This window comes from Bradyrhizobium sp. SZCCHNR3119 (assembly GCF_032487775.1).
Taxonomy (GTDB): domain Bacteria; phylum Pseudomonadota; class Alphaproteobacteria; order Rhizobiales; family Xanthobacteraceae; genus Bradyrhizobium.
The window spans coordinates 1441484-1453356 of record NZ_JAUEUV010000001.1 but is presented as its reverse complement, the minus strand read 5'-3'; the positions used below and the strand labels follow the sequence as shown (position 1 = coordinate 1453356).

Here is an 11873-nt window from a genome sequence, read left to right as displayed (position 1 = left end):
TTCCCGGCAATATCGATTGGCGGGTGTGACCATGATGTTAGCGAACAGCAAACAAAGGTTGCGCAGGGAACTGCTGCTCGGGGCCGGGCTGTTTGCCGTCGGTGCGCTGATCGCGGTGCTGTCGCTGGCGGATATCCGCGCGACCCACCTGGGCGAAGTGGCGCAGGCGACGCCGTCAGCCTCGCCGGAGCCCTCCCCATCGCCGCCGGCCGAATCGAAGCCGGGTGGCACCCGCCCGACCACGCCGGCGCCCGAGCCCGCGCGCCCCGATCCCGCAGCTCAGAAGGAAGGCGCCAAGCCCGCGCTGCCACCAGCCCCGGCCGAGAAGGTCGCCCCGCCGATCGAGAAGAAGTAGCTCTCACCGTCATTCCGGGGCGCGTCGAAGACGCGAACCCGGAATCTCGACGTTGTTTTGCGTCGTTTCCCTCAGCTCGAGGTTCCGGGTTCGACGCTTACGCCTCGCCCTGGAACGACGGCGTTGGAATCACCGCACCAAAATATTCCGGAACTGCCAGGGATCGTTGGTGTCGATGTCTTCCGGGAACAGGCCCGGGCGATCGGTCAGCGGCGTCCAGTCGGTGTAGAAGCCCTTGACCGGGCCGAGATACGGCATCTGGATTTCGAGGCAGCGGCGGAAATCCAGCTCGTCGGCCTCGACGATGCCGGCGTTCGGGTTCTCCAGCGCCCACACCATGCCGGCGAGCACGGCTGAGGAGACCTGCAGGCCGGTCGCGTTTTGATAGGGCGCGAGCTTGCGCGTCTCCTCGATCGACAGCTGCGAGCCGTACCAGTAGGCGTTCTTGGCGTGGCCGTAGACCAGCACGCCGAGCTCGTCGATGCCGTCGACGATCTCGTGCTCATCCAGGATGTGCCACTTCTCCTGCATCTTGCCGGTGGCGCCGAAGATCTCGTGCAGCGACAGCACTGCGTCGTTGGCGGGGTGATAGGCGTAGTGGCAGGTCGGGCGGTACACCACCTTGTCGCCGTCGCGCACGGTGAAATAGTCGGCGATCGAGATCGACTCGTTGTGTGTCACCAGGAAGCCGTATTGCGCGCCCGGCGTCGGGCACCAGGAGCGCACGCGGGTATTGGCGCCGGGCTGCAGCAGATAGATCGCGGCACCACAGCCTTCCGAGTGCGTGCGGCCATTGTCCGGCATCCATTTTTCGTTGGTGCCCCAGCCGAGCTCCGCCGGCTGCATGCCTTCGGATACGAAGCCTTCGACCGACCAGGTGTTGACGAACACGTCCATCGGCTTCGGGTTCTTGGAACGCTGGGTGTCGCGTTCGGCGATATGGATGCCCTTGACCCCGAGCTTCTGCGCGAGTTGCGCCCAGCCCTCGCGGCTCTTCGGCTCGACGATCTCGGTCTTGGTGTCGCGGGCGATGTCGAGCAGCGCCTGCTTGACGAACCAGGACACCATGCCGGGATTGGCGCCGCAGGTGGAGACGGCGGTGGTGCCGCCCGGGTTCTTGCGGCGTGCCGCCAGCAACGTCTCGCGCAGTGCGTAGTTGGAGCGCTGCTCGACCCCCATGTTCTTGTCGAAATAGAACCCGGCCCAGGGCTCGACCACGGTGTCGACGTAGAGCGCGCCGATTTCCCGACACAGCGTCATGATGTCGACCGAAGACGTGTCGACCGAGAGATTGACGCAGAAGCCCTGGCCGCCGCCCTCGGTGAGCAGCGGCACCAGCAGTTCGCGATAATTCTCGCGGGTCACCGCCTGCTGGATGAAGCGGACGCCGTGCTGCTTGGCGAGCTCGCCATTGTCATGCGGATCGATGATCACGAAGCGGTTCTTGTCATAGGCGAAGTGCCGCTCGATCAAGGGCAGGGTGCCCTTGCCGATCGAGCCGAAGCCGATCATGACGATGGGACCGGTGATCTTCGCGTGGATCTGCGAGCTCATCATGTTCTCCGAAAACGATAGGGTACTGAACGGGTTCAGGCGCTGCGGCGCTTGGCCGTGACTTCGATCTCGACCTTCATCTCGGGCTTGAGCAGCGCGGCGACGACGAGCAGCGTGGCCGCAGGGCGGATGTCGCCGAACACCTCGCCGCAGACGGCGAAGTGGGCGTCGGCGTCCTTGGGATCGGTGATGTAGTAGGTCGCCCGCACGACGTCGGCCATCTCGAAGCCGCCCTCCTTCAGGGCGGACTCGATGGTCTTGAAGCAGTTGCGTGACTGGCTCGTGACATCGGCCGGCATCGTCATGGTGGTGTAATCGTAGCCGGTGGTACCCGCGACAAAGGCGAAGTCGCCGTCGACGACGGCGCGGCTGTAGCCAAAGGTCTTCTCGAAGGGCGATCCGGTGGAGATCAGGCGACGGGACATGGGCAACCTCATATGGGATTTGGCCGGGGTTTAAGGGGTTTTGCTGCACCTACGCAACCCCGGAGCCGGGATTGCCGGGAGATCGTCAGCGCGGGCGGGTGACGTCCGGCGGCGCTGCAGGGGAGCCCGTCCAGCGCCGGACCACGATGTCCCGGACGATCATGATGGCGAGCAGGAGCAGGACGAGGCTTGCGACCAGCGTGCCGCGACGCCGCGCCGGCACGGCGATGGCCGCTCCGGGCTGCTGCGCCTTCGCTGTGCGGGCCGTCACGCCGCGCATGATACCAGCGCCGCCTTGCGGCTGCGCCGCGATTTGCGTTCTTGCGCGCCCGTCGGCACGATCATGCCCCAGGCGCCGTCGAGCGCACCGGCGATGAGCTCGCGGCCGAGCAGGCGCTCGCGCTCGAACGGGCCCGGCAGTTCCAGCTCGACTGTCTTCTCGGCCGAGAAGCCGAAGCGGGCGTAGTAGGGCGCATCGCCGAGCAGGATCACCGCGCCATGGCCGCGGGCGGCCGCGATCGCGAGCGCCTCTTCCATCAGCGCGGCCCCGATGCCGAGGCTCCGGGCATCCGGATCGACGGCCAGCGGGCCCAGCATCAGCGCATCGCGCCCACCGGCGTTGACGTGCCACAACCGCACGGTCCCGATCACCCGGCGCTCGCGAACCGCCGACAGGGCAAGGCCTGCGGCGGGCGCGCGTCCGTCGCGCAGGCGCTGGCAGGTGCGCTCATGACGGTTGTCGCCAAAGCAGGCATCGAGCAGCGCCTCGCGCGCCGCCACGTCGGAGCCGCGCTCGCTGCGGATCGCGAACGCAGCGGCGGCTTGAACAGGCGCAGTGGTGGTCGGCCGAAAAGCAGTCATGGCACATCAGTCCCGGCTCGCCGCTGCAGGCTGTCGCCCGCGCGCAAGCACGTCATGTCAGGTCAATAAGGAAGCTCTATCGCTCCCTCTCCCGCTTGCGGGGGAGGGTCGGGTTGGGGGCTCATCCCACCCGGGGCTCGGAAATGCGAGCGCTCAGATGTGGTAGGTCTTGAGCGGCGGGATGCCGTTGAAGGCCACCGACGAGTAGGTCGAGGTATAGGCCCCGGTCCCCTCGATCAGCACCTTGTCGCCGATCGAGAGCGTCACCGGCAGCGGATACGGCAGCTTCTCGTAGAGCACGTCGGCCGAATCGCAGGTCGGGCCGGCGAGCACGCACGGCGCCATGTCCGCGCCGTCATGCGGGGTGCGGATCGCGTAGCGGATCGATTCGTCCATCGTCTCGGCGAGGCCGCCGAACTTGCCGATGTCGAGATAGACCCAGCGCAGTTCGTCCTCGTCGCTCTTCTTCGAGATCAGCACCACTTCCGACTCGATGACACCGGCATTGCCGACCATGCCGCGGCCCGGCTCGATGATCGTCTCCGGGATCTGGTTGCCGAAATGCTTGCGCAGCGCACGGAAGATCGAGCGGCCGTACTGCACGACCGGCGGCACGTCCTTCAGGTACTTGGTCGGGAAGCCCCCGCCCATGTTGACCATGGTCAGGTTGATGCCGCGTTCGGCGCAGTCGCGGAACACGGTCGAGGCCATCGCCAGCGCGCGGTCCCACGCCTTCACCTTGCGCTGCTGGGAGCCGACATGGAACGAAATGCCGCAGGGCTCGAGACCCAGCCGCTTGGCCAGATCGAGCACCTCGACCGCCATTTCCGGGTCGCAGCCGAACTTGCGCGACAGCGGCCACTCGGCGCCGGCGCAGTCGTAGAGGATGCGGCAGAACACCTTGGCGCCCGGCGCGGCGCGGGCGATCTTCTCGACCTCGGCGGCGCAGTCCACCGCGAACAGGCGGATGCCGAGCGCATGGGCGCGCGCGATGTCGCGCTCTTTCTTGATGGTGTTGCCGTAGGAGATGCGGTCAGGCGTCGCGCCGGCGGCCAACGCCATCTCGATCTCGGCGACGGTGGCGGTGTCGAACGAGGAGCCGAGCGAGGCCAGCAGCGACAGCACTTCGGGGGCCGGATTGGCCTTCACCGCATAAAACACGCGGCTGTCCGGCAGCGCCTTGGCGAAGCTCATGTAGTTGTCGCGCACGACGTCGAGATCGACAACGAGACAGGGCTCGGTGTCCAGACCTTCCTCGCGGCGGTTGCGCAGGAATTCCCGAATACGTTCGGTCATAGCACCCTCCAAACGGCCCCAGCGACGAGACCCGTTCAAACGTTCTCGACGGCGGTGCTTTGGCGTTGCCACCCGATGGAAAGGCGACAAAACCTCGGACCGAAGCCGAATTGTGCTGCCGTGGATTGGTTGGGAGGGTTCCCGCCCGCACACCTGGCAATGAAGGACAAGCCTTTTCAGTAGCCCGCGCCGGCGTTGGACTGCCGGTAGAGACCAAAAAAGCCCGATCCGTCGTTGCTTTAAGTCGCGTCCCCCGTTGAGAGCGGGGTGCGCCGGTTCGCCTCCGGCTGCCAGTCACGGTTGCAAGAGGCGAGGTCACCTTCAGCGGCATCTCTTGAGAGAGATGCTGGGCTTTCGGTTTGTGCTGATCCCGATCGGTGCGATCGCGATCCTAACAAAGCCGAGGGCCCCTCGGTTCCTCATCCCTTGGCGGCTGTCCGGCCTCTTGTCCGGATACCTACCGACTGACACACGACCACAGGCACGTGCGAAATTGGGCAAGTCGGGAAATAAGCGTTTTGAATTTCGACCGCAAGATTTTTTTGAAGTCTCGCGCGTGATTTCCCTAACGGTGTGCTTGGCGGACACAGCTTGTGCGGGAGCGCGGGCTTGTGTGAACGAACGTTAAGCTAGCTTAAAGCTCTGTCACGCGCGAAAGCCTTGTGGCGTAGTGCTTTCGTGCAGCGCCAGGACTACGCGCGCTTCACGAACGGCTCGACGCGCTGCGCGCCGCGGATGAAGGCCACCATCACGAAGACGCCGAGCGCGAACAGCAGCGCCTGCAGCACATGGGTGCCGGTGTCGCCGAGCCCGAACAGAATCGAAAGCGCCCAACCGCCGGCGAAGGCCGCCCCGAACACTTCGGCGCCGATCAGGATCGCAGCCGAGAGCACGGTGATGACGCTGGTCCAGACGATCTGGCGGGAGGCGGCGGTCTGGTTCTCTGAGCTCATGATCGGGTCCTTGTGGGCGGGCCGCAATCTCTCCGAAAAGCTGCGCTGCATCAAGGGGAAATGACCCAAAAAGGGCGCCTTGCGTGGTAAGAGGAGCCAGATTTGGATTTCGAGAGACCACGGACCTTTGCCGATGACAGACACCGCCGACGCGACCGCGATCAACCCGCTCCTGAAGGCGTGGGAAACGCCGCACCAGACACCGCCGTTCGACGCGATCAAGCCGGAGCACTTCCTCCCTGCTTTCGAGCGCGCCTTTGCCGATCATGCCGCGGAGATCGCCGCCATCACGCATGATCCGGCGGAGCCCGACTTCGCCAACACGATCACGGCGCTGGAGCGCTCGGGCAAGCTGCTCTCCAAGGTGTCCGCCGTGTTCTATGATCTGGTCTCGGCGCACTCCAATCCGCAGATCCTGGAGATCGACAAGGAAGTCTCGCTGCGGATGGCGCGGCACTGGAATCCGATTCAGATGAATGCGGTGCTGTTCGGCCGTGTCGCCCGGCTGCACGAGAACCGCAAGACGCTCGACCTGACCGGCGAAGAGATCCGTCTCTTGGAGCGCACCTATACCCGCTTCCGCCGTGCCGGCGCCGGCCTTTCCGAAGAGGCCAAGACGCGGATGGCCGAGATCAACGAGCGGCTCGCCCAGCTCGGCACCACCTTCAGCCATCATCTGCTCGGCGACGAGCAGGACTGGTTCCTGGAGCTTTCCGAGGACGACCGCGCCGGCCTGTCCGAGCAGTTCATCGCGGCGGCCAAGGCCGCGGCCGAGGAGCGGGGTCTGCCGGGCAAGGCGATCGTGACGCTGTCGCGCTCGGCGGTCGAGCCGTTCCTGCAGAGCTCCGCCCGGCGCGACCTGCGCGAGAAGGTTTACAAAGCGTTCACGGCGCGCGGGAACAACGGCAACGCCAATGACAACAAGGCCATCATCGGCGAGATCCTGAGCTTGCGCGAGGAAGCTGCCAAGATCATGGATTTCCCGAACTACGCGGCCTATCGCCTGGAGGACTCCATGGCGAAGACGCCGGAGGCGGTGCGCGGCCTGCTGGAGCGGGTGTGGAAGCCGGCGCGCGCCAAGGCGCTGGCCGACCGCGACGAATTGCAGAAGCTGATCACGGAAGAGGGCGGCAACTTCAAGCTCGAAGCCTGGGACTGGCGCTTCTATGCCGAAAAGCTCCGCCAGGCCAAAGCCAATTTCGACGACGATGCGATCAAGCCGTATCTGACGCTGGACAACATGATCGCCGCGGCCTTCGACTGCGCGACGCGCCTGTTCGGCATCACCTTTGCCGAGCGGAAGGATATTCCGGTCTGGCATCCGGACGTCCGGGTCTGGGAGATCAGGGATCCCGCCGGCAAGCACAAGGCGCTGTTTTATGGCGACTACTTCGCCAGGGCCTCGAAGCGCTCCGGCGCCTGGATGACCTCGCTGCGCGACCAGCAGAAGCTCGACGGCGAGGTGGCGCCGCTGATCATCAATGTCTGCAACTTTGCGAGGGGGGCCGAGGGCCAGCCTGCGCTACTGTCGCCGGACGAGGCGCGCACGCTGTTTCACGAATTCGGCCACGGCCTGCACGGCCTGTTGTCGAACGTGACCTATCCCTCGCTCTCCGGCACGTCCGTGTTCACCGACTTCGTCGAGCTGCCGTCGCAGCTCTACGAGCACTGGCAGGAGCGGCCCGAGGTGTTGCAGCGCTTCGCCCGCCATTACCAGACCGGCGAGCCGCTGCCGGACGACCTGCTGAACCGCTTTCTTGCCGCGCGTAGGTTCAACCAGGGCTTTGCCACGGTCGAGTTCGTCGCCTCGGCGCTGGTCGATCTCGAATTCCACACCCAGCCGGCCTCGGCGGCCAAGGATGTGGGAGCCTTCGAGCGGGCCGAACTCGAAAAAATCGGCATGCCGGCGGAGATCGCGATGCGGCACCGGCCGACCCAGTTCGGCCACATCTTCTCCGGAGACCATTATGCCTCGGGCTATTACAGCTACATGTGGTCGGAGGTGATGGATGCCGATGCGTTCGGCGCGTTCGAGGAGGCGGGCAACATCTTCGATCCCGCGGTCGCCAAGCGGCTCCATGACAACGTCTATTCCTCCGGCGGCTCGGTCGATCCGGAAGCGGCCTATGTCGCCTTCCGCGGCCGCGAGCCGGAGCCGGACGCGTTGCTCCGGCGCCGCGGCCTGCTCGATGTTCCCAAGGCGGCGTGAGGTGGTGGCCTTGCTCCGCACTCTTCTCACCGTGCTTGCGCTGGTCGTGGGCGCCAGCGCCGCGCAGGCGCATCCGCATGTCTGGATCACGGCGAGCAGCGAACTGCTCTACGCGCCCGACGGTTCGATCACCGGCGTGCGCCATGCGTGGACCTTCGACGACATGTTCGCGAGCTATGCCCTGCAGGGCACCGAGAGCAAGACGCGCGGGGTCTACACCCGCGAGGAGTTGGCGCCGCTGGCGCAGACCAACGTCGAGTCGCTGAAGGAATACGCCTATTTCACCTTCCTGAAGGCGGACGGCAAGAAACAGAAGTTCGAGGACCCGGTCGACTATTTTCTCGAATACAATGACACCAAGCTGATCTTGCATTTCACGCTGCCGCTGAAGGCGCCGGTCAAGCCGAAGCAGCTCTCGGTCGAGGTGTTCGATCCGAGCTATTTCATCGACTTCCAGATGGCGGACAAGGATCCCGTCCGGATGGTCAGTGCGCCGGCGGGCTGCAAGCTCGGCTTGGTTAGGCCGAGCGATGGCGGCGCGGTCGCGCAGACGATGAACGAACAGACATTCCTGAGCGGCGGGGCGAACGCCAATTTCGGAATGAACTTTGCCAACAAGATCTCGGTGGAATGCCCATGATGCTGCAAGCTCGCCCCAACGCCGTTCGTCCGCTCCTGATCTGCGCTGCGATCCTTGCCGCGCTGGCCGCCGCAGATGCCGCCTCGCATGTGCTGCTTGCCAAATCGCCGTTCGGCGCGCCGGCCGAGCCCCAGGCAGGCGGCATCGTCGGCTGGCTCCTGGCCAAGCAATCGGAGTTCTATCGCCAGATGTCGTCGACCATCCGCGCCGCCAAGTCCGACGGCTCGGCGGTGTGGCTGCTGCTGGCGATCTCGTTCGCGTACGGCATCTTTCACGCGGCCGGTCCCGGCCACGGCAAGGCGGTGATCGCCTCCTATCTGGTCGCCAACCAGGAGACCGCGCGCCGCGGCATCCTGCTGTCATTTGCTTCGGCCCTGATGCAGTCGCTGGTCGCGGTCGTCATCGTCGGCATCTGCGCCTGGCTGCTCAACGCCACCGCGGCGACGATGTGCAGCGCCGAGAAGGCAGTGGAGATCGGCAGCTACGCGCTGATCGCGCTGCTCGGGGCGCGGCTGGTCTGGACCAAGGGCGTTGCGCTGCTGCGGACGCTGCAGCCCCAGCGACCGGCGCTGGCTCTGGCCGGCCACGAACACGTCCACGCGCATGCGGCTCACGACCACGCGCACGATCATGATCATGGCCATCATTATCGCGAGCATCATCACCATGGCGATCATGATCACCACCATCACGACCACGATCACGGCCCCGCACACGTCCATGACGCCCATTGCGGTCATTCGCACGGGCCGGAGCCGAGCGAGCTTGCCGGCCCGGGCGGCTGGCAGCGGGGTATTCAGGCGGTGTTCGCTGCCGGGGTGAGGCCCTGCTCCGGAGCGATCCTGGTATTGGTCTTCGCGCTAGCGCAGGGCCTGTTCTGGGCGGGCATCGCCGCAACCTTCGTGATGGGGCTCGGGACCGCCGTGACGGTCGCGACCATCGCGCTGGTTGCCGTCTCGGCGCGGGGAGTGGCGCAGCGGCTGAGCCAGGCGCGCGAGGGCGGCGGCGTGCTGATCATGCGCGGGCTCGAATTCGGCGCCGCCGGTCTCGTGCTGCTGTTCGGCACCGGGCTGCTGCTCGGCTACATCGCTGCCGAGCGCACCACCTGTTTCTGACGCAGAGGAGCGGACGTCGGTCGCGCACTGTCGCTAGGGCTGTGCGTTCCCTCTCCGCAACGCGCGGCCGAGCGCGGCGACCGGAAAGTATTGCCGGTACAAGTCCCAGCGCAGCATGAACGCGCGCGATAGTTCCGGACCTTGCTGGCCGGCAGGGGCCGTTGCTGGCTGCGCCGCAGCTGCTCCTTGCACCGGAGCCTTGCCATGCGCCTGCGGCCGCAGGGTGCGGCCGAGCGCCATCAGCGGGAAATAGTGCCGGTACATCTCGTAGCGCAGCATGAAGGCGCGTGACAGCTCCGGGCCTTGCATCAGCCGTTGCTGCAGCGCTGGATCGGTGAGCTTGATGGTCTGGCCGATGCCGTAGCCGGGAAAGCCGGTGCCGGTGAATTCCGGCTCAACCCAGGTGCCTTCGGACTGCCGCTCGACCAGCCACAGGCAGCCGCGTTCGATCGCTTCGCGATCCTGCGCGCGGTTTGCGGCGAGCAAGGCCATCAGCGCCCACGCCGTCTGCGACGCGGTCGCGGTGCCGCGGCCGACCGCGCCGAGATCCATGTAGGAGGCACAGCTCTCGCCCCAGCCGCCATCGTTCTGCTGATGCGCTACCAGCCAGTCGCAGGCGCGCTGGATGTAGGGCTGGCTCATGTCTTCGCCGATCGCAGCCAGTGCCGGCAGCACGGCGCTGGTGCCGTAGACATAGTTCACGCCCCAGCGGCCGAACCATGGTCCGCTCGGCTCCTGCTCGCGACGGATGTAGTCGAGCGCGCGCACCATGGTCGGATGGTTGCGTGAGAGGCCGAGCTTGCCGAAGGCTTCGATGACGTGCGCCGTGACGTCGACCGACGGCGGATCGAGCGCCTCGCCGAAGTCGCAGAACGGGATCTTGGTCAGGATCTGCTGATTGTTGTCCTTGTCGAAGGCGCCCCAGCCGCCGCTTCGGCTCTGCATGCCGATCAGCCAGTCGACGCCGAGCTGGATCGCCTCGTCGATGCCCTTGGCCTTCCACTTCGGATCATGCCGCAGCGGCGCCAGCGCGATCAGCGCCACCGCCGTGTCGTCCGTATCGGGATAGAAGTTGTTGGCATATTCGAACGCCCAGCCGCCCGGCTTGACGTGCGGCAGCTTCACCGACCAGTCGCCGGGCACGCGCACCTGGCGCTCCAGCACCCAATTCACCGCCTTCTCGATCGCCTCGGGATAATCGCCGATCACGCCCGCGTCGTCGAAGGCGAGCAGGGTCAGGATGGTGTCCCAGACCGGGCTGTTGGTCGCCTGGATGTAGGTCGCTTCTCCGATGTCGACGCGCCAGCCCGGGTCGTTCAGGGCATCGAGGCCCTTGGCGATGACCGGGTGGTTGAGCGGATAGCCTTCGACATGGAGCGCCATCAGGCCGTAGATCCAGGGCGGCTGGATGCCGCCCCACGCGCCGTCGAAATCCTGGTGGCGGATCATCCATTCCAGCACGTGGCGCACGGCGGCCGGGCGGAAGAGGCCGAGATTGAGCCTGTTGCCGAGGTTCTGCAGCGCGTGCAGCACCTTGTCGGCGCCGCGGAAGAACTTGTCCCAGCCACCGGCGCCGACCTTGGTCGGCAGCTCATAGTCGAACGCGTCGCGCCCCTGCGGAAACAACGCATCCAATCGGTTCTCGGGCGGTAGCGGCCGGCTCGGCCGCCGCGCCGAAAGGACCGCGATCGGCATCAGGGTTGCGCGCGCCCATTGCGCGAAATTGTAGATCGAGAACGGAAACCAGACCGGAAACCAGATCACCTCCGGCGGAAGGTTCGGGGTCTTCTCCCAGGGCCATTCGCCGATCAGCGCCAGCCAATAGCGGGTGAAGACGCGGACGTTGCGCAAGCCGCCCTTGGCCTCGATCCATTCGCGCGCGCGGCGCAATGCCGGCTCATCATCGCGGTGGCCGAGCGAGCGGAGGGCGGCATAGGCCTCCACGGTCGCATTGATGTCGCCGTTCGGCGCGTTGAAATAGATCTGCCAGGAGCCGTCGCCGCGCTGGGTCTGCAGCAGCGCCTGCCCCATGCGCGGACGCAGCGGGTGATCTTCCAGGCCGATGAACCACAGCGCGAGGCACCATTGCGCTTCCATGCACGCGTTGGATTCCGCGCGCCCGACCCAGTGGCCGTCCGGCTTCTGATGTGCGATCAGCCAATCGGCGGCCGCCCGCACGGTCGATTTCAGGGCGGTCTGGAAATTATCGGGGGCGCTGGCCGTGGTCGCCAGCGTCGGGCCGTTCGACGTCATCACAATCCCTTTGGCGTTTCCCTTGGCGGGGCGCCTTCACCGGTCCAAAGTTCCGTCGCCGTATAGAAAATTCTGGCGGCGAATCCAATCAATTGGCCGTGGCGCCCTAGATCAAAGCCGGAACAAAGGTGCGTCAGCCTGCACTCCCGGATCGGTGGCCTGCACGTGCCGTTAACCGTCTCAACAGCCATTCGATGTGATCCGCGTCATCC

At 65.9% G+C, this 11873-nt stretch carries 11 protein-coding genes; 4 read left to right on the top strand and 7 right to left on the bottom strand.

The features are described from left to right. Positions 1-31: 31 nt before the first annotated feature. Positions 32-355 carry a hypothetical protein gene (locus QX034_RS06970; protein WP_315744291.1) on the top strand — a complete coding sequence of 108 codons (324 nt, stop codon included), beginning with the start codon at positions 32-34 and terminating at the stop codon, positions 353-355. A gap of 129 nt (positions 356-484) precedes the next feature. Here QX034_RS06970 and QX034_RS06965 read toward each other — a convergent pair whose 3' ends face one another. The 6 genes from QX034_RS06965 to QX034_RS06940 all read right to left on the bottom strand — a co-directional run bounded on the left by QX034_RS06965 (position 485) and on the right by QX034_RS06940 (position 5444). After that, positions 485-1909 carry a homospermidine synthase gene (locus tag QX034_RS06965; protein WP_315744292.1) on the bottom strand — a complete coding sequence of 475 codons (1425 nt, stop codon included), beginning with the start codon at positions 1907-1909 and terminating at the stop codon, positions 485-487. Positions 1910-1944: 35 nt separating this feature from the next. Continuing rightward, the gene (locus tag QX034_RS06960; RefSeq protein WP_315706524.1) at positions 1945-2334 is read right to left on the bottom strand and encodes a RidA family protein; all 390 of its coding nucleotides are present in this window, start codon (positions 2332-2334) and stop codon (positions 1945-1947) included. An 85-nt stretch (positions 2335-2419) separates the two neighbouring features. Next, positions 2420-2614 (bottom strand): hypothetical protein, encoded by a 195-nt coding sequence (locus QX034_RS06955; RefSeq protein ID WP_315706525.1) that lies wholly within the window; start codon positions 2612-2614, stop codon positions 2420-2422. Beyond that, positions 2602-3195 carry an N-acetyltransferase gene (locus QX034_RS06950; RefSeq protein ID WP_315744293.1) on the bottom strand — a complete coding sequence of 198 codons (594 nt, stop codon included), beginning with the start codon at positions 3193-3195 and terminating at the stop codon, positions 2602-2604. Before QX034_RS06950 ends, QX034_RS06955 begins: the two co-directional genes overlap by 13 nt. A gap of 153 nt (positions 3196-3348) precedes the next feature. Beyond that, positions 3349-4491: a type III PLP-dependent enzyme gene (locus tag QX034_RS06945; RefSeq protein ID WP_315744295.1), complete on the bottom strand. Its 1143-nt coding sequence runs from the start codon at positions 4489-4491 to the stop codon at positions 3349-3351. A 692-nt stretch (positions 4492-5183) separates the two neighbouring features. Continuing rightward, positions 5184-5444, bottom strand: a complete 261-nt coding sequence (locus QX034_RS06940; RefSeq protein WP_315706528.1) for a hypothetical protein — start codon at positions 5442-5444, stop codon at positions 5184-5186. Positions 5445-5577: 133 nt separating this feature from the next. Here QX034_RS06940 and QX034_RS06935 point away from each other — a divergent pair, with 133 nt between their 5' ends. From QX034_RS06935 to QX034_RS06925, 3 genes are read left to right on the top strand one after another with little or no spacing between them, the layout of a single operon-like run. Then, a complete protein-coding gene (locus QX034_RS06935) occupies positions 5578-7653 on the top strand; it encodes a M3 family metallopeptidase (RefSeq protein ID WP_315706529.1) in 2076 nt (691 codons plus the stop codon). Continuing rightward, on the top strand, positions 7634-8293 hold the full coding sequence (locus QX034_RS06930) for a DUF1007 family protein (RefSeq protein WP_315706530.1): 660 nt from the start codon (positions 7634-7636) through the stop codon (positions 8291-8293). Before QX034_RS06935 ends, QX034_RS06930 begins: the two co-directional genes overlap by 20 nt. Next, the gene (locus tag QX034_RS06925) at positions 8284-9408 is read left to right on the top strand and encodes a nickel/cobalt transporter (protein WP_409977775.1); all 1125 of its coding nucleotides are present in this window, start codon (positions 8284-8286) and stop codon (positions 9406-9408) included. The genes QX034_RS06930 and QX034_RS06925 overlap by 10 nt, the downstream gene beginning before the upstream one ends. Before the next feature lie 33 nt (positions 9409-9441). Here QX034_RS06925 and shc read toward each other — a convergent pair whose 3' ends face one another. Then, positions 9442-11661, bottom strand: coding sequence for a squalene--hopene cyclase (gene shc, locus QX034_RS06920; RefSeq protein ID WP_316195116.1), 2220 nt, complete (start codon positions 11659-11661; stop codon positions 9442-9444). Positions 11662-11873: the final 212 nt, after the last annotated feature.